This window comes from Streptomyces sp. BK022 (genome assembly GCF_004217355.1).
Taxonomy (GTDB): Bacteria; Actinomycetota; Actinomycetes; order Streptomycetales; family Streptomycetaceae; genus Streptomyces; species Streptomyces griseoluteus.
Map to the genome: position 1 here is coordinate 1032191 of NZ_SHKU01000003.1, position 17629 is coordinate 1049819.

Here is a 17629-nt window from a genome sequence, read left to right on the forward strand (position 1 = left end):
GTGTCGCGCCCCGCCGTCCGGTCACTTCCGCCCTGGCTCGCCCATGCCTTCCGCGCCCAGCGCGGCCCCCTGCCCTGGAGCGCGGTGGTCCGGGGCGCCCTCGCCGCCGGACCGCTGCTGGTCGCCGGGATGCTCGCCGGACTGACCGCCGAGGGCGTCCTCGCCGCGACCGGCGCGATGCTCGCCGGGATCAACGACCGCCCCGGCAGCAGGCGCGCCTCCGTCGACCGCCTCGGCACGCCCGCCCTGGCCGGCGCCCTCGGCCTGCTCGCCGGCACCTACGGCGGACAGCACCTCGCCGCCGTACCGCTCACCGTCGCCCTGACGGTGCTCGGCCTGCTGGCGGGCTCGATCAGTGCCGTCGGCCCGGTCGCCTCGGCGGCGGGCACCCAGCTCCTCGTCACCGCCGCCGTCGGGGCGGGCACCCCCGCCGGGCCGCCCGCCTGGCAGGGCGCCCTCGCCTTCCTCGCCGGAGCGCTCTGGCTGATCCTGCTCCGCCTCGCCCTGCCCACCCCCGGCTCCCTGGCGGGCGACTTCCGCTTCGACGGCGAGCGCCGGGCGGTGGCCGACGTGTACGACGCCGTCGCCGCCCTGCTCGACGCGGCCGGCACCGCCACGGCCCCCGCCCGCCGGGCCGCGCTCACCGCCGCCCTCGACCACGCGCAGGACGCCCTCGCCGGGCCCCGGCTGCGGCGCCGCGCGACCTCCGCCGCCGAACGGCGCCTGCACGCCCAATTCCGGGCCGCGCTGCCCCTGGCCGAGGCCGCCACCGCCCTCGCCTGGGCGGGCGACCCGCTCTCCGCGCGGGCCTCGGCGGGCCCCCGCCGGCTCGCCGCCGCCGTCCGCGACAACACCGCAGCGGGCCCGCTGCCCGCCCCCACCCGCGCCGCACCCGCCCTGCGCGCCCTCGACGACGCCCTGCTGCGCGCCGCCGAGGAGTTCGACCGCGCCGGAGGCGCCCGCCATCTCACCCGCGGCCGGCGCGGCGGGCTGCGCGGTGCGCTGCGGGCCATGGCCGGCACGGCGGGCCGCGAGTACGGGCTGCGTGTCGCCCTCTGCTTCGGCGCCGGAGCCGGCATCGCCCAGGCGCTGCACCACACCGGCTGGTACGGCAGCCACCCGCACTGGTACTGGCTGCCGCTCACCGCCGTCTTCCTCGTCAAGCCCGACCTCGGTCCGCTGGTCTCCCGCGTGCTGTGCCGGGCCGCGGGGACCGTGCTCGGCGCGCTGGTGTTCGCCGCTCTGGCCGCGTTGCTGCCCCATCCGGCCGGCCTGGTCGTGCTGGTCACCGTGTGCGGCGCCCTGCTGCCCGTCTCCACCCGGAACTTCGCCGCGCTGACCGCCGTCGTCACCGTGCTCGTCCTCGCCCTGATCATGGCCGGCGGGGAACCGCAGGCGTGCCTCGGCCGGATCGCCGAGACCATGGTGGCCTGCGCGCTCGTCCTGGTCGTCGGCCATCTGCCGATGCCGGGCCGCCACGGCGCCGGGGTCCGGGCCCGGCTGGCCACCGCGGGGAGCGCCGCGCACGCCTACCTCGTGCACGTCCTCGCCGAGACCGGCGACCATGCCGAACGCTGGGCGCTGCGCCGCGAGGCGTACCGCGCCCTCGCCGAGGCCCGTACCGCCATCGCCGTCTCCGCCGCCGAACATCCCACCCTGGCCCGGCACACGAAGGGCACCGACCAGCTGGCCGCCGTACTGGAACGGCTCGTCGACACCACCACCGCCTGTGCGGTCCACCTGGACGACACCGGCCGCCTCACCCCCCGGCACACCGGCCAGCTCCGGTCCGCGCTGCGGGAACTGGAGGCCGGGGGCCGGGACTGGACCGGACTCGGCACCGCCGCGTGACCGCCCGCCGCTCCCCGGAAAAATAATCCGCCGCGCGCCGATGAGTTGTGCCCCCGTCCACGGTCAGCACCCCGAACGGACCGTCGGACAGGAGGGCTCATGTCGTTTCCGGAGATCGTCAGCCGCGAACGGTGGCGGGCGGCGCGCGAGGAGTTACGGCGCAAGGAACAGGCCGTCGAGCGGGCACGCGCCGCGCTCGGCGAGGAACGGCGACGGCTGCCCGTGGTCGAGGTCCGCGACGAGTACGTCCTCGAAGGCGGCGACGGCAAGGCCACACTGCTCGACCTGTTCGGGGACCGCGCCCAGCTCGTCGTCCACCACTTCATGTTCGCCCCGGAGCAGGAGACCGGCTGCCCCTGCTGTGCGGCCTTCCTCGACCAGCTCGGCCCCCTCGCCCACCTCCGGGCCCGGGACACCGCCTTCGCGGCCGTCTCGCTCGCGCCCTTCACCCGGCTGCTGCCCTTCAAGGCGCGGATGGGCTGGACCGTGCCCTGGTACTCCTCCTGCCACAGCGACTTCAACCGTGACTTCGAGGCGACCGTGCACCGCGACGGCGCCCCCGTCGAACGCCCCGGCCTGAGCTGCTTCCTGCGCGACGGTGACCGGGTCTTCCACACCTACTCGGTGTACGACGACGCCCTGGACGGCATCGGCGCCCTCTCCGGCCTGCTCGACCTCACCGCCCTCGGCCGCCACCCGCACGGCGGCGACCGGCTCCGGCTGCACGACAGCTACGACCACTGACCGGGCGGTACCGTTCCGTGTCCGTCCGGGCACCGGACGCGTCCGATGCCGTCCCGCGGTGAGCGGACGTGCACGTTCGGCTGTGAACCGGTGTCGACTGCGTCTCAGTCCCGTCACCGGGCGAGGCGATCACCCCCTCCAGCGCGTTGACTTCGGTAGGTACGACGCATGACTGGAGGTGCGAGATGGTGATGGGGCGGACCGTGCTCGAACGCTTTCCCGCAGGCGGCCCGCGCGGCTCATGGCCCGCGGAGGAGTTCGCGCACGCGCGACGGCAGGAAGGGATGCCGGCCGAAGTCGTGATGGACCTGGCGACCGACACCTTCCTGGTGATCCTGCGCGGCGCCGAGGGCGTGGACTGAGACTTCCGAGCGTGTCCGGCTCAGCCGGGCCCCGGCGCGGGGACGGGGGCGGTGAACTGCCCGGCCTGGAGGGCGTACAGCTCGGCGTACACCCCGCCCCGCGCGAGCAGTTCCTCCGGGCTGCCGGACTCCACCAGCCGGCCCCGCTCCAGTACGTGCACCAGATCCGCGTGCCGGACCGAGGCGAGCCGGTGCGTGATCAGTACGACGGTCTGCCCGCTGCCCGCCAGCGCCCGGATCTTCTCGAACACCGCCAGCTCGGCCCGCGCGTCCAGCGCCGCCGTCGGCTCGTCCACGATCAGGATGCCGCCGCGCCGGTAGGCGGCCCGCGCGATCCCGAGCCGCTGCCACTGGCCCCCGGACAGCTCGTGGCCGCCGGTGAAGTTCCGGGCCAGCAGGGTGTCCAGACCGCGCGGCAGGCCCGCCACCACCTCCTCGGCACCGGCCTCCGCGACCGCCGCCGCCAGCCGCTCCTCGGTCATCGGTACGGAGGAGCGGCCCACCGCCACGTTGACCCGCGCGGTGAACGGCCACCGCTTGAAGTCCTGCGCCACCATCGCCACCCGCTCGGCCAGCAGCCGCCGGTCCGCCCGCGCCGCGTCCACCCCGTCCCAGAGCACCCGGCCCCGGTCCGGCGCGTACAGGCCGGCGAGCAGCTTGACCAGGGTCGTCTTGCCCGAACCGTTCTCGCCGACCAGCGCGATGATCCGGCCCATGGGCAGACTGAGGCTCACCCCGTCCAGCGCGGGCCGCGCCGACTCGCCCGGGTAGCTGAAGGTGACGTCCTCGAACCTGATCTCCTTCGGCTCCTCGGGCAGGTCCTCCCCGCCCACCGGGATCGCCCGCTCGGCCGCCTCCACGTACAGCCGTTCCAGGTCCCCGACGAACAGCGCCTCCTCGTGCAGCTGGTTGATCTCCAGCACCAGCGTGTCCAGGCTCGCCGACCCGGTGCGGATGGCGATGACCGCCGTACCCGCCACCGACAGCGCCATCGCCCCGGCCAGCAGCAGCGCACCCAGGGTGGCGTACGTGGCGAGCGTCGCCAGCCCGGTCCAGGCGGCCGCCGCCAGCCCGGTACGGGCCGCGAGCCGGGAGAGGCGGGCCTGCTCGGCCTCCGCCGTCTCCGACATCGCGCGGTAGTGCCGCAGCAGGAACGGGCCGACCCCGTGCACCCGGATCTCCGGCGCCGCCCCCGGCTCGGTGAGCAGACTGCCGATGAGATGCCCGGCCCGCACGTGCTGCACCCAGGTGTGGAACGACTCGTAGCGCCGCCGCGCGTTGGTCAGCGCGCTCCAGGCGCTCGGCAGCGTCATGGTGACCAGCAGCGGGAGCAGCGCGGGGTGCAGCACGGTCAGCACACCGGCCGCCGCCATGAGGGAGATCAGCGCGTTGATCACCCGCGCGCCGTAGGAGATCATGTGACGCGCCGAGCGGGCGCCGTACTGGGCGGTGTCGAGCAGCTTGTGGAAGGCGTGGTCCTCGATGGCGGCCAGCTCCACATTGGCCGCCCGCTCCAGATACAGCTCGGTCGCCACCCGCTCCACCTTGGGCTCCAGCCGCCCGGTGGCGTAGGTGGAGGCGGCCCGCAGCAGCGCCGCGACCAGCATCGTCGCCGCCATCACCGCGAGGGCGGGTACGGCGGCGCGCAGCCGGTGCCCGATGTCCGGCCCGGTGAGCAGGCTGCCGAGCGCGCTGTTGACGGCCAGCAGGCCCACCGCCTGGGCGACACCCCGGCCCACCTCGGCGGCCAGCACGGTACGGGCGGCCCGGGGGTCCGCCTGCCGGGCCAGCTCCAGACTGGACGCCAGCATGCCGGGGAGCCGTCGGACCATCGAGCGCAGGCTCAGCTCCAGGAAGGCGTCGGCGTGCTCGTTCCACCCCATGTCGTACCGCAGGGGGCCGCCGAAGAGCAGCCGCTCCGACTCGGAGACCTCGGGACCGTCCGGGTCCTTCGAGTCGTCTGGCCTGTTCCGCCCCCGTCGCTGCCGCACCGCGGACCTCCCGCTCGCCGTGACCGAACGGCCACTATCCCCGCGGGCGCCCGGCACGGGCAGAGCGCGAGCGGGGGCAACGGGGGCGTACGGGGGTGCGCGGGGAGGGGCGGCCGGAGCGGTGCCGTACCGGGGGCGCGTGCCGTCAGGCCGATATGGGGCGGGACCAGTCCGGGGTGGTGCCGGTGACCCGGCACAGGGCCAGGTAGAGCGGGATCGGCGGGGTGTAGGGGATCGTGCCGGCCGGGCGGCGCAGCAGATGGGCGGTGCGGGGGACGGGGGCGCCGGGGGCGTACTGGGCGGGGGCGGGCCAGGGCAGCGCGTAGTCGGAGTCGGCCGGTACCAGCCACCACCAGCGGCCGCCCTCGGCGTACACACAGCCCACCCGGGGGAGTCGGGGGACGAGCAGGGCGGCCAGGCGGTCGGGCATGGCGACGGCGTCGCAGCCGAGCGGGGCGGTCATCCCCTCGGGCACCGGCGGTCCGGGTGACCGGTCCGGGGCGGGGCGGCCGCGCCCGAGCCGGACCAGGGTGTTCAGACCGAGCGGATGCCCGGCGGCGCCGGTCACGACCGGCTCCAGGCTTCGGCGGGCCCGGCGGCAGGGGCGTACTGCTCGGGCACCCGGATGTGGCGGCCGGGGGCGGAGCGTACGTCCTCGCCGGGGGCGCGGGAGGGGTCGGGCTTGCCGCGGGTGCCCCAGCCGAGGTCGTGTCGGGGCTCGGTGGCGCGGGTGCCGGCGCGGGTCTCCGGGTGCGCCGGGGCGTCGGAGTGGCCGTCCGTGGCGGGGCCGCGGTCCAGCTCGGCCCAGACCAGCAGGCCCGGTCCGTACTCCTGGGCACCCCAGGCCCGGCACAGCGCGGCGACCAGAAGCAACCCCCTCCCGTGCTCCTCGTCGGGCCGCTGCTGTGCCGGGTGGGGCTCGCCGGGCGCGCATCCCTCGTCCCGCACGGCGATGCGCACCAGGCCGTCGTGGTCGGCCAGTTCGCACACCACGCGGCTGCTCGCGGTGTGCACGACGGCGTTGGTGACCAGCTCGGAGACGACCAGGACCGCGCTCTCACAGGTGTCCGCGCACACCGACCAGCCGGCGAGCCGGGCCCGCGCCAGGCTTCTGGCCCGGGCCGGGGAGCCCGGGTGCGCGGCCAGCTCGAAGCGGAACCGGCGGCCGGCCCCGGCCGTTGCCGGTGCTGCGCCGGGACGGGAACGGTCTGCGGCGGAGTCTGTTCCTAAGGGCGCGGACGGAATCACGCTTGCCACTATCTCCCCGCCGCGAACACTTGGCAAGTGTCACTCTGAAAAATGCAGAGTGCGGTATGACGCGGTGAACGGCCGTGGCACACTGCTCGCAACAGCACCTCGCGCGGCGCCAATTGAGACCCTCGCCGATCCGCCCGGATCGTCGGACGCGTCTTCGAACGGCGCCGCAGGGCTGTCGGGGTTCCTTCACCGGACATCCCCGCCCAGGCAACCGGTATCCCTTCCGTCGGAGGTGGCAACGTGAGCGAACCGCGGTCCGCGCCGACCGTGGGTCAGGTGGTCCTCGGCCGCCGCCTGCTGGACCTGCGGGAACGCGCCGGGCTCAAGCGCGAGGAGGCCGCCCGTGTCCTCCGCGTCGCCCCCGCCACCGTGCGCCGCATGGAGATGGCCGAGGTCTCCCTCAAGATCCCCTACCTCCAACTCCTGCTGAGGTCCTACGGCGTTCCGGACGACGAGGCCGAACTCTTCGTCCAGCTCGCCGAGGAGGCCAACCGGCCCGGCTGGTGGCAGCGGTTCCACGACATCCTGCCCGGCTGGTTCTCCATGTACGTCAGCCTGGAGGGCGCCGCCGCGCTCATCCGCTCCTACGAGCCGCACTTCGTCCCCGGCCTGCTCCAGACCGAGGACTACGCGCGCGGGGTGCTCAGATCCGGCGCCATCGGGCAGACCAGCCCCGACGACATCGAGCGCCACGTCGATCTCCGGATGCGCCGTCAGGAACTCCTCACCCGCCCGGACGCGCCCCGCTTCTGGGCCGTGATGGACGAGACCGCCCTGCGCCGCCCTGTCGGGGGCCCCGAGGTGATGCGCGCCCAGCTCGACAAACTCCTGGAGGCCACGACGCTGCCCGGCGTCACCCTCCAGGTGGCCCCGTTCGCCAACGGGCCGCATCCGGGCACGTACGGCCCCTTCGTACTGTTCCGGTTCGCCATGCCCGAACTCCCGGACATGGTCTACAGCGAGTACCTGACCGGCGCGGTCTACCTCGACGCGCGCTCCGAGGTGGCCACTCACCTGGAGGTCATGGACCGCATGGCGGCGCAGGCCGCCACGGCACAACGCACGAAGGAGATCCTGCGGGATCTCCGCAAGGAGCTGTGAATGGATCGCATCAATCCGCGCCGCCGCGTCTACAACGGCATGCCCGCGCGGGAACTGGGCGCCGTGGGCTGGCACAAGCCCTGGAGCGGCGGCAACGGCGGCAACTGCCTGGAGGCCATGAAGCTGGCCGACGGCCGCATCGCCCTACGCCAGTCCACCGACCCGGACGGCCCCGCGCTGATATACACCACGGCCGAGATGACCGCTTTCATCGAGGGCGCGAAGGCGGGAGAGGCGGACTTCCTGCTCTCCTGAACCGCTGTCACTGTTTTTGACTCTGCGTCCCTGACTCCGCGCACCACCCTTGGTCCCCCCGTCCCCGCCCCCTCCCATCCCCTCCGGTCCGGCCGATGGCTACACCGCCATCGGCCGGTCGTACGGCGAGATCGGCGCCTCCAGCCACGACTCACCCATCAGATACCGGTCCACGGCCGCCGCCACCGCCCGGCCCTCCGCGATCGCCCACACCACGAGCGACTGACCGCGCGCCGCGTCCCCGGCGGCGAACACGCCCGGCACGTTGGTGCCGAACTCCCCGTCCCGCGCGAGCGTGCCGCGCGGCTCCGTCTCCAGCCCCAACTGGTCGATGAGCCCGTCCGCGCGGTCCGGCCCCGAGAAGCCGAGCGCCAATAGCACCAGGTCGGCCGCCAGCACCCGCTCGGTACCCGCCACCGGCTGCCGCCGGGCGTCCACCTCCACCAGGTGCAGCTCCTTCACCCGTCCCCGCCCGTCCCCGGCGAACCGGAGTGTGGACGCCGCGAACAGCCGCGCGTCCGCATCCGCCGCCGGAGCCGTCCGCAGCTCACCCGCCTCCTCGTGCGCGCCGGAGAGACGGTAGAGCTTCGGGTACGTCGGCCAGGGCTCCGCCTCCGCGTCCCGCTCCCCGCCCGGCCGGGCGTAGATGTCCAGCTGGGTCACGGACGCGGCGCCCTCGCGTACCGCCGTCCCCAGGCAGTCGGCCCCGGTGTCCCCGCCGCCCACGATCACCACATGCCGCCCGGCCGCCGACAGGGGATTGGCCTCCAGGTCGCCCGCGCACACCCGGTTGGCCGGCGGGAGGTACTCCATGGCCTGCTGGACGCCGGCCAACTCCCGTCCCGGCACCGCCAGTTCCCGCCACGCCGTGGCCCCGGTGGCGATCACCACCGCGTCGTACCGGGACCGCAGCTCCTGCGCGGGCACGTCCCGCCCGACCGCCGTCGACGTGCGGAACCGCGTCCCCTCCGCCAGCATCTGCGTAAGGCGCCGGTCCAGGAAGCGCTTCTCCATCTTGAACTCGGGGATGCCGTACCGCATCAGCCCCCCGATCCGGTCGTCCTTCTCGTACACCACCACGGTGTGCCCCGCCCGCGTGAGCTGCTGCGCGGCGGCCAGCCCGGTCGGCCCGGACCCGATCACCGCGACCGTCTTCCCCGACAGCCGGTCCGGCGGCCGGGGCGGCACGAACCCCTCCTGCCAGGCCCGCTCGGCGATCGCCCACTCGACGTTCTTGATCGTGACGGCGGGCTGGTTGATCGCCAGCACACACCCCGCCTCGCAGGGCGCCGGGCACAGCCTGCCGGTGAACTCGGGGAAGTTGTTCGTCGCGTGCAGCCGCTCGCTCGCCGCCCGCCAGTCCGACCGGGCCACCAGGTCGTTCCACTCGGGGATCAGGTTCCCCAGCGGGCACGCTTCGTGGCAGAACGGGACCCCGCAGTCCATGCACCGGTTCGCCTGCGCACTCACGATCGGCAGCAGCGCCCCCGGTACGTAGATCTCGTCCCAGTCCCGGACCCGCTCCACCACCGGCCGCCGCGGCCACTCCTGGCGCGGTGTGCTCATGAATCCCTTGGGATCGGCCATGGGCGTCTTCCTCGAGGACGTGTACCGGGATACGGAGGGCACTGGGGGTACCACGGGCCGGGCGACATCGAACGGGGGACCCTCGGCGGTCACCCGTCCCGGGGGCGGCCCCGTCCCGGTGTCCTTCCGGCCACGATACGTCGCCACCGACCCCCGCGCAGGGCGGCGGACGCCACCTTTCCGCACGCCACGGCCCGCCGGCCCACGCCCGCGCCCCACGGCCCGCTCGCTCCACTTCCGTCACTCCTCTCCCTGCTCCCGTCCCGGTTCCACCCCCGCCCGCGCGGCCGGCTCCCGCCACTCCCGCAGTACCTCCTCCACCGCCCCGGCGATCCGCTCGCGGGCCTCACGCCGGGGCACCCCGCGCATCAGCAGTCCGTCGTACGGCGTGTCCAGGTGCCGTACCGACGCCACCACCGCCGAGGTCACCGCCGCCTCCGACAGCGCCCGGCCGGCCGCGCTCCGCCCGACCCGCCCACTGCCCCGCAGGGCCGCGTGCCCGGCGACCGCCCGTGCCCGGCCGTCCGGACAACCGGGGAACAGCCGCCCGATCTCCGCCGCGAACTCCGCGACGAAGCGCTCGTCCTCCGCCACCCGGCGTCGGGCGTCCCGGACCCGGCGCCGCTCCCTGACCTCCGCGTCGGCCAGGCAGCGCTCCTCCGCCCGCGCCAGCGCGGCCTCCTCCACCAGCAGCCCCTGGCGCTCGTACCGGCCACGCCGCCGCGCGAACCGCACCACCACCGCCGAGAGCGCGCTCTCCTCCCGCGCCCTGCGGGTCAGGGCGGCATCCCCGCGCGGGAGGAACACCAGGTGCCCCAGATCAGCGCAGTCGAGGCAACGCGGCACCCCGTCCTCCAGCACCAGCAGAGCCAGCGGCCCCCGCCGGCAGGCCGCGCAGTGCTTGCGCCGCCGCGGCTGCACCACGACCGGGCCGCCCCCGGCATCGGGCAGGGCGGCAGAGCGTGGCTCCACGGGACGGCGTGCACCTGCGGGACGTGCCATACGCGCTTCCTTCCCCACCACCGGCCCGTCCTCCCGCACGAGGCCGGGGCACTCCTCCTTCCCTCCTGTAGTTCAGTCCTTGTCCGGCTTCCCGGCATCATGGGCGTGTGCGACTCGAAGCGATCACCTGGGAGCGGCTGGCCGAACGGCTCGCCGACCGGATTCTGGCGCTGGAGCCCGCCGACGGCAGCCCCTGGCCGCGTGTGGGCCTCGACGGAGCGCCCGCCGCCGGGCCGGGTGACCTGGCCACCCGGATCTCCGAGGCGCTCCGGGTGCGCGGCCGGCCCGCACTGGTCGTCGGTGCCGAGGGCTTCCTGCGCCCCGCCTCCCTCCGCCTGGAGCACGGGCGGCGCGACGAGGAGTCGTACTACAGCGGCTGGTTCGACACCGGCGCGCTGTGGCGCGAGGTCCTCGGCCCCCTGGACGCCGGGGGCGACGGGCGGGTACTGCCCGATCTGTGGGACCCGGTCACCGACCGCGCCACCCGCAGCTCCCCTGTCCGGCTACCGCCCGGCGGGGTACTGCTCCTGCACGGCCCCCTTCTTCTCCAGCACTGGTTCCCCTTCGACCTGACCGTCCACGTCCTGCTGTCGCCCGGCGCGCTGCGCCGCCGCACCCCCGACCCCGACCACTGGACGCTCCCCGCCTTCGCCCGCTACGAGAAGGAGACCGACCCCGCCGCGACGGCCGACGTCGTCGTACGCGCCGACGACCCCCGGCATCCCGCCTGGAACGGCTGACCTCGCCTGCCGGACCCGGAGGGCCGGCGTGTCAGAACCAGCCGTTGCGCCGGAAGCCCCGCCAGAGCGCGACACAGGCCAGCGCGGTGACGCCCATGATCACCGGGTAGCCGTAGTGCCACCGCGCCTCCGGCATGTACTCGAAGTTCATGCCGTAGACACCGCAGACCATCGTCGGCACCGCGACGATCGCGGCCCAGGCCGTGATCTTCCGCATGTCCTCGTTCTGCGCGACCGTCACCTGGGCCAGATGGGCCTGGAGGATGGAGTTGAGCAGTTCGTCGAACGCGGCGATCTGGTCCTTGGCCCGTATCAGATGGTCCATCACATCGCGGAAGTACGCCTGTATCTCCGGGTCGACCACCCTCATCGGCCGGGTGGCCAGGTCCTCCACCGGACGCACCAGCGGCACCGCCGCCCGTTTCAGTTCGAGCAGTTCGCGCTTGAGCTGGTAGATCCGCCCCGGATCGGCCCGCCCGCCTTCTTCGGAGAAGACGTCCGTCTCGACCTGCTCGACATCGCCCTGCACCGCGTCCGTGACGTTCAGGTACTCGTCCACCACATGGTCCGCGACGGCGTGCAGCACCGCCGAGGGGCCCTTGGCGAGCTGACGCGGGCGCGACTCCAACTCCTCGCGCAGCGGGCCCAGCGAACCATGGTGGCCGTGCCGCACGGTGATGACGAAGTCCTCGCCGACGAACACCATGATCTCGCCGGTGTTCACCACCTCGCTCGTCGCCGTCAGCTTCTCGTGTTCCACGTAGCAGACGGTCTTCAGCACCGCGAAGAGCGTGTCGCCGTACCGCTCCAGCTTCGGGCGCTGGTGGGCCTCCACCGCGTCCTCCACCGCGAGCGGGTGCAGGTCGAACAGCTCGGCCACATCGGCGAACTCCTCGGTGGTCGGCTCGTGCAGACCCAGCCAGACGAAACCGTGGCCGGTGTTGCGGACCGTCTTCACGGCGTCCACCACATCCGCGGAGCCCGGCACGCGTATGCCGTCCTGATACGTCACGCAGTTCACGACCGAGGAACCCAGCGGCGACCTGGCCGGGTGGCTCAGGTCCACACGCGGCCGGCGCCGGGCCAGACCGGCCACCTTGCGCAGGCCGCCGACCCTGCTCAGCTTCGTGACTCTCCGCAGATTCCCCGCCATCGACATCTGGATCTCCTTGCCTGGATCTCCGCACCTGACACCGTTCGTGCCCTGCCCGGTCAGTCTGCCAGTCCGTCGAGAGGGCCGGGAAAGCCTGTGGGAACAGCGGATTCCGCTTGGTTCCCGCCTGTGGACGGAGGGTCGGCCGCCCCGGACGCGGCGACCGGCTGGGACGATACGGGACATGACGCCATCGGACGGATACCTCCTGGACAACCGGCAGGCCGAGGCGGGTGAACGCTTCGACGCGTTCGCCTCCCTCTTCGACCCCACCACGTTCCGCCACCTCGAACGCCTCGGCATCGGCGCCGGCTGGCGCTGCTGGGAGGTCGGTGCCGGGGGCACCTCCGTCGTCTCCTGGCTCGCCCGGAAGGTCGGCCCGACCGGTACCGTCCTCGCCACCGACATCGACACCTCGCGCCTGGACACCGTGGCCCGGCCGCCGGTGGAGGTCCGTACCCATGACGTGGGCGGTGAAGAGCCGCCGGGCCGGGGCTTCGACCTGGTGCACGCCCGGCTCGTGCTGGTCCATGTCCCGGACCGGGAGCGGGCGTTGCGCTCCATGACCGAAGCGCTGCGGCCCGGTGGCCGGCTGCTGATCGAGGACGCCGACCCGGCCCTGCAACCCCTGACCTGCCCCGACGAGCACGGCCCCGAGGAGCGGCTCGCCAACCGGCTGCGCCAGGGCTTCCGCCGGCTCCTCGCCGAGCGTGGCGCCGACCTCTCCTACGGGCGCCGCCTGCCGCGGCTCCTCCGTGAGGCCGGGCTGCGGCAGGTCGAGGCCGACGCGTACTTCCCGCTCACCTCACCCGCGTGCACCGCGCTCGAACTGGCCACGGTCCGTCAGATCCGGGGCCGTCTGGTCGAAGCGGGGCTCGCGACCGACGAGGACATCGACCGCCACCTCGCCAACGTCGCGGCGGGCGGCATGGATCTGGCGACGGCGCCGATGATCTCGGCCTGGGGACGCAAGGTCTGACGCACCGGCGTCAGCGGGTGCGCGGCGCCCGCCCGTCGTCGTCCGGGCGCGGGGGCCTGCCGCCCACCTGCCGCACCGCCCGCGCCCCGGCCCGGCATCCCCACTCCGCCGCGGCCTCCGGAGGGGCGCCCGCCACCAGAGCCGCCAGGAACGCGCCGGTGAACGCGTCCCCGGCCCCCGTACTGTCCGTCGCCCGGACCGGTGCCGCCGGAACCCGGGCACTCACCACCCCCGCCCGCGCCACCAGTGCCCCCTCCGCTCCCGACTTGGCCACCACCACCGGCCCCAGCCCGCTCAACTCCGCCGCCGCCTCCGCCCAGTCGGACACCCCCGTGAGCAGGCACGCCTCGTCCCGGCTGGGCAGCAGCACATCGAGCCGCCCGGCGAACTCCAGGAACCGGTCCGTGCCGAACCGCGCGAGGAACCCCGCCGAAGCCGGGTCGAGACTCACCGGCACCCCGCGCGCACGCGCCGCCGCCAGCGCGGTCTCGGCCAACGCCCGGCTGGACTCGGCGAACAGCAGGTACCCCGAAAGATGCAGCCGGGCCACGCCGTCGAGCAGCCGCTCGGAGAAGTCGGCCGGTTCGAGCCGCAGCGAAGCCCCGCTGGAGGTGAGGAACGTGCGCTCGGCCGCCGCCTCCCCGTCGACCAGGCAGATCACCGTGCCGGTCGGCTCCACCGGGTCCACCACCAGGCGCGGCCGCACCCCGGCCGCCAGCAGCTCCCGCTCGTGCCACCGCGCCGCGTCCGCGCCCACCCGCGCCAGCAGCGTGACGTCCGCGCAGCCCGCGTCGGCGGCCCAGCACGCCACGTTGGCGCCCGCGCCGCCCGGCAGCGTCCGGATCACGGCGGCCGTGTCGGTGCGCGCGGCGAGCGGGCCCCGGTGCCGGGCCACCACGTCGGTGATCACGTCCCCGACGACCAGCAGCCCTCCCCTCGGGCCGCCGGTCACCTCATCGCCCACGCCGTGGCGATCCGTGCCGCCAGCTCCACATTGCCGCGCACCGCCGCCAGATTGGCGCGCAGCGACTCCCCGTCGGTGTGCCGGACGAGATGAGCGAGCAGGAACGGGGTGACGGCCTGGCCGGTGATCCCCTCCTCCTCGCAGGCCCGCAGCGCCTCGGCGAGCACACGCGTGTGCAGCCCGGGATCGAGCTGCCGCTCAGGTGGGACGGGGTTGGCCACGATCAGCGCCGACTCCGGTCCGCCGAGGGTGTCCTGTGCCCGCATGACCTCCGCGACCTGCTCCGGGTCCCGCAGCGTCCACTCCACCGGGTGGCCCGAGTCGGACAGATAGAAGCCGGGGAACCGCTCGGTGCGGTACCCGGCGACGGCCACACCCAGGGTCTCCAGCCGCTGCAGGGTGGCCGGCACGTCCAGGATCGACTTCACGCCCGCGCACACCACGGTCATCCGGGTCCGGGCCAGGAGCCCGAGGTCGGCCGACTCGTCCTGGGTGGCCGTCCACTGCCGGTGCACCCCGCCCAGCCCGCCGGTCGCGAACACACGGATGCCGGCCAGCGCCGCCAACCGCGCCGTCGCCGACACCGTGGTCGCCCCGCTCGCCCCGGAGGCCATGGCGAGCGGCAGGTCCCGGTGGCCCAGCTTGCGGATGCCGTCCTCGTTGGCGATCCGCTCCAACTGGCCTTTGTCCAGTCCGACATGGGGCTCTCCGTCGAGCACGGCGATCGTGGCGGGGACAGCCCCCTCGTGCCGGACCACGTCCTCCAGCTCCAGCGCCACCTGGAGATTGCGCGGGCGTGGCAGCCCGTGCGCGATGATCGTCGACTCAAGGGCCACCACCGGCCGTCCGGTGGCCGTCGCCTCCCGGACCTCCTCCGACAACACCAGCACCACGCGCCCGCCTCCCGTCAGTCGCCTCCCCTCATTCCTGGCGGGCGCGGCTCCCGGCCAAACGCCGTGGCCCGGAATCGACGGGAGGCACCGTCAGAACAGCGGCTCCGGCAGCACGCCCTCCAGCGCGAGCAGCCGGCGCTTCGTCTCCAGCCCGCCCCCGAAGCCCCCGATCCCGCCGTCGCGCTCCACCACCCGGTGACACGGCACGACCACCGGCAGCGGGTTGGCGCCCATCGCCGTGCCCACCGCCTGCGCCCCGCCCGGCTGCCCGACCCGCCGGGCCAGTTCGCCGTATCCGACCACCGTGCCGTAGGGGACGCCGGCGGCCAGTTCGCGCAGCACCGCCCGGTGGAAACCGGAGATCAGCGACCAGTCCAGCGGCAGGTCGAAGTCCCGGCGCTCGCCCGCCAGATACGCCTCGACCTGCCGTATCGCCTCCGCCAGCAGGGGTGCGCCCGGCTCCTCGACCGGTTCGGCGCCGTACCGCGCGGCCAGCCGCCGGCGCGCGCGCTCGCACACCGGGCCGGTGGCGTGGAAGACCACGTTGACCAGCCCCTGGCCGCTGGCGGCCAGCATCAGCGGTCCGATCGGGCTGTCCACGACCGCCCACCCGACCCGCTGTCCGTCCTGCCCCTGGCTTTCCATGCCGACCACGGTACGACCCGCCACCGACAACCGGCCCTGACGTGGGAATCAGCCGGCGCTGAGGGCCGTGCGCACCACGTCCGGCTTGTTGGTGATGATGCCGTCGACGCCGTAGCCCCGGACCTTACGGGCCGTGGCCGCGTCGTTCACCGTCCAGGTGAAGACCCGGAGGGGCTTGCCGTGCGGCCCCTTCAGCGCGTGCGCGGTGGAGACGTAGCTCGCGGAGATGTCCGCGTACGCCGGGTTGACCAGGTCGGAGAACCGGGCGTAGTCCTTCAGCTCGGCGACCTCCGGACGGCCCAGGTAGCCGGTGGTCAGCGCGGGCTTGAGCCGGTGCACGGTACGGATGCTGTCCGGGCTGAAGCTCTGCACGATCAGCCGCTTCTGGTGCGCGCGGTCCAGCCAGCCCTCGTTGCCCAGGGTCTTGAGGATCTGCGCCTCCATGCCCGGGTACAGCTCGGGGTTCTTGATCTCCAGCAGCAGCTTCTCGTGGTTGTGCTCGACCCGGCGCATGTAGCCCTCCAGCGTCGGCACGCGCGCGCCCGCGTAGGCGGGGGAGAACCAGCTCCCCGCGTCCAGCCGGGCGATCTCCGCCGCCGTGAAGTCCTTCACCTTCCAGGGAGCCCGGCCGGGGAAGACGTCCTCGACGTTCGTCGTGCGCGCCAGGCTGTCGTCGTGGATCACGACCAGCCTGCCGTCCTTGGTGCGCTGCACGTCGTTCTCCACCCAGGAGAAGCCCAGCCTCGCCGCCTTGTCGATGGAGGCCAGCGTGTTCTCGGGCGCGTACGCGGAGGCCCCGCGGTGGGCGACCACCGTGGGCTGGGTCGCCCGGACGAACCGGGCGTCGGAGTCGGAGTCGGGGCTCAGCAGGACCGCCGCCCCCAAGGCAGCGACGGCTGCGGCGGTGACTGCGTGCGCGTGCATGCATACTCCTCTTGTCCGGCGGACACCCACAGCACCAGAGTGACGGCAGAGCGTCAACAGCACACCGGCGCGGAACGGCCACACGATGAACGGCCGAGCCCAAGTCCGCACACCGGTGCCGCACATGTGGGTAAAGGCCGTGTTTCTTTGCCGGAAAATCATTCGACCATTCCGGTGGCAGCCATACTCTCAGCGTCAGCCCCGACCGCCGCAGCGGCCCCGGGCAGGGGGAACATCGCGTGTGTTCCACCACGCGAGAAGGCGAGGGACAGCCGCGCATGCGAGGCACGATCGACGGATTCAGCTACGGGGTGGTCACCCCCCTGGTGGGCTATGTGATGGCCTGCATGGGCGGCGCCCTCGGCCTGCGCTGCACCACCCGCTCCCTGCTGGTCACGCACTCGTGGCGGCCCGCGTGGCTGGCCCTGGGCTCGACCGCGATCGGCTCCGGCATCTGGACCATGCACTTCATCGCCATGATGGGCTTCTCCATCGACGAGACGCCGATCCGCTTCGACAAACCGATGACCTACGCCAGCCTCGGCCTGGCCATCGTCATGGTGGGCGTCGGGATCTTCATGATCGGCTACCGGGGCGCCAGCGGCACCTCGCTCGTCACCGGCGGCACCATCACCGGCCTGGGCGTCGCCTCGATGCACTACCTCGGCATGGCCGGCATGCGCTTCGACGGAGAGTTCACCTACGACCTCACCGGCGTCGTCGCCTCCGTCGTCATCGCCGTGGTGGCCGCCACCGTCGCCCTCTGGGCCGCCGGTCACGTCCGGGGGTGGCGGGGCAGCATCGGCGCCAGCCTCGTCATGGGCCTCGCCGTCAGCGGCATGCACTACACCGGTATGGCCGGACTCACCGTCCACCTCCACGGCACACCCGGCACCGCGACCAGCGGCTCGCCGGCCGCCGTGCTCGCGCCGATCCTCGTCGGACCGCTCGCCCTCCTGCTCCTCGCGGCCGTCGTCGTGATGTTCGACCCGCTGATGGTCAAGGGCGCGCCGCAGCACGTCCCCGAGGAGTCCAAGCCGGGCGTCCCGGCCACGGCGGTCTCCTCCCACCAGCGCGTTCGCCCGCCGCGGCGGGCGTACCGGGAGCCGGTCCACGCCGACGCCCACGGCTCCCGCACCCCGCAGAGCCACTGACTCCGGACCCGTTGTCAGTGGGGGGTC

General features: G+C 74.0%; 18 protein-coding genes. 8 read left to right on the forward strand and 10 right to left on the reverse strand.

What is annotated here, in order from left to right; translation table 11 throughout:
* From EV284_RS16220 to EV284_RS32700, 3 genes are all read left to right on the forward strand, one after another.
* Entirely contained in the window at nt 1-1851 is a 1851-nt protein-coding gene (locus EV284_RS16220; protein WP_242625691.1) for an FUSC family protein, read from the forward strand.
* Nucleotides 1852-1950: 99 nt separating this feature from the next.
* Nucleotides 1951-2595: a DUF899 domain-containing protein gene (locus EV284_RS16225; protein ID WP_130334568.1), complete on the forward strand. Its 645-nt coding sequence runs from the start codon at nt 1951-1953 to the stop codon at nt 2593-2595.
* Nucleotides 2596-2780: 185 nt separating this feature from the next.
* Nucleotides 2781-2957: a hypothetical protein gene (locus EV284_RS32700; protein ID WP_165425533.1), complete on the forward strand. Its 177-nt coding sequence runs from the start codon at nt 2781-2783 to the stop codon at nt 2955-2957.
* 20 nt (nt 2958-2977) lie between these two features.
* On the opposite strand, the gene EV284_RS16230 is transcribed toward EV284_RS32700, so the two are convergent.
* The 3 genes from EV284_RS16230 to EV284_RS16240 form a co-directional block, all read right to left on the reverse strand.
* A complete protein-coding gene (locus EV284_RS16230) occupies nt 2978-4840 on the reverse strand; it encodes an ABC transporter ATP-binding protein (RefSeq protein ID WP_242625706.1) in 1863 nt (620 codons plus the stop codon).
* Nucleotides 4841-5093: 253 nt separating this feature from the next.
* Nucleotides 5094-5516, reverse strand: a complete 423-nt coding sequence (locus EV284_RS16235) for a hypothetical protein (protein ID WP_207229048.1) — start codon at nt 5514-5516, stop codon at nt 5094-5096.
* Nucleotides 5513-6205, reverse strand: coding sequence for an ATP-binding protein (locus EV284_RS16240; protein WP_130334790.1), 693 nt, complete (start codon nt 6203-6205; stop codon nt 5513-5515). The genes EV284_RS16235 and EV284_RS16240 overlap by 4 nt, the downstream gene beginning before the upstream one ends.
* A 240-nt stretch (nt 6206-6445) precedes the next feature.
* On the opposite strand from EV284_RS16240, the gene EV284_RS16245 reads away from it, so the two are divergent.
* Nucleotides 6446-7306, forward strand: a complete 861-nt coding sequence (locus tag EV284_RS16245; protein WP_130334572.1) for a helix-turn-helix transcriptional regulator — start codon at nt 6446-6448, stop codon at nt 7304-7306.
* On the forward strand, nt 7307-7561 hold the full coding sequence (locus tag EV284_RS16250) for a DUF397 domain-containing protein (protein ID WP_130334574.1): 255 nt from the start codon (nt 7307-7309) through the stop codon (nt 7559-7561).
* 99 nt (nt 7562-7660) lie between these two features.
* Here the strand turns inward: EV284_RS16250 and EV284_RS16255 are convergent, their stop codons facing one another.
* Both EV284_RS16255 and EV284_RS16260 read right to left on the reverse strand, forming a co-directional pair.
* Nucleotides 7661-9148: a glutamate synthase subunit beta gene (locus EV284_RS16255; protein ID WP_130334576.1), complete on the reverse strand. Its 1488-nt coding sequence runs from the start codon at nt 9146-9148 to the stop codon at nt 7661-7663.
* Between the two features lie 240 nt (nt 9149-9388).
* Nucleotides 9389-10120: a DUF2293 domain-containing protein gene (locus EV284_RS16260; RefSeq protein ID WP_242625692.1), complete on the reverse strand. Its 732-nt coding sequence runs from the start codon at nt 10118-10120 to the stop codon at nt 9389-9391.
* A 137-nt stretch (nt 10121-10257) separates the two neighbouring features.
* Between EV284_RS16260 and EV284_RS16265 the strand changes: the two genes are divergently transcribed.
* A complete protein-coding gene (locus EV284_RS16265) occupies nt 10258-10890 on the forward strand; it encodes a uridine kinase (protein ID WP_130334580.1) in 633 nt (210 codons plus the stop codon).
* A gap of 31 nt (nt 10891-10921) precedes the next feature.
* Here the strand turns inward: EV284_RS16265 and EV284_RS16270 are convergent, their stop codons facing one another.
* Nucleotides 10922-12049, reverse strand: a complete 1128-nt coding sequence (locus tag EV284_RS16270; RefSeq protein ID WP_130334582.1) for a magnesium and cobalt transport protein CorA — start codon at nt 12047-12049, stop codon at nt 10922-10924.
* A gap of 178 nt (nt 12050-12227) precedes the next feature.
* Between EV284_RS16270 and EV284_RS16275 the strand changes: the two genes are divergently transcribed.
* Complete coding sequence (locus EV284_RS16275) at nt 12228-13022, forward strand: methyltransferase domain-containing protein (protein WP_130334584.1); 795 nt, start codon at nt 12228-12230, stop codon at nt 13020-13022.
* A gap of 10 nt (nt 13023-13032) precedes the next feature.
* Here EV284_RS16275 and EV284_RS16280 read toward each other — a convergent pair whose 3' ends face one another.
* The 4 genes from EV284_RS16280 to EV284_RS16295 form a co-directional block, all read right to left on the reverse strand.
* Complete coding sequence (locus EV284_RS16280; protein WP_130334586.1) at nt 13033-13986, reverse strand: PfkB family carbohydrate kinase; 954 nt, start codon at nt 13984-13986, stop codon at nt 13033-13035.
* Entirely contained in the window at nt 13971-14876 is a 906-nt protein-coding gene (locus tag EV284_RS16285) for a pseudouridine-5'-phosphate glycosidase (RefSeq protein ID WP_130334794.1), read from the reverse strand. Before EV284_RS16285 ends, EV284_RS16280 begins: the two co-directional genes overlap by 16 nt.
* Before the next feature lie 93 nt (nt 14877-14969).
* Complete coding sequence (locus EV284_RS16290) at nt 14970-15524, reverse strand: methylated-DNA--[protein]-cysteine S-methyltransferase (protein ID WP_130334588.1); 555 nt, start codon at nt 15522-15524, stop codon at nt 14970-14972.
* Between the two features lie 48 nt (nt 15525-15572).
* Nucleotides 15573-16448 (reverse strand): glycerophosphodiester phosphodiesterase family protein, encoded by an 876-nt coding sequence (locus tag EV284_RS16295; protein ID WP_130334590.1) that lies wholly within the window; start codon nt 16446-16448, stop codon nt 15573-15575.
* A gap of 278 nt (nt 16449-16726) precedes the next feature.
* On the opposite strand from EV284_RS16295, the gene EV284_RS16300 reads away from it, so the two are divergent.
* Nucleotides 16727-17602: an MHYT domain-containing protein gene (locus EV284_RS16300; RefSeq protein WP_130334592.1), complete on the forward strand. Its 876-nt coding sequence runs from the start codon at nt 16727-16729 to the stop codon at nt 17600-17602.
* The last annotated feature ends 27 nt before the right edge of the window (nt 17603-17629 follow it).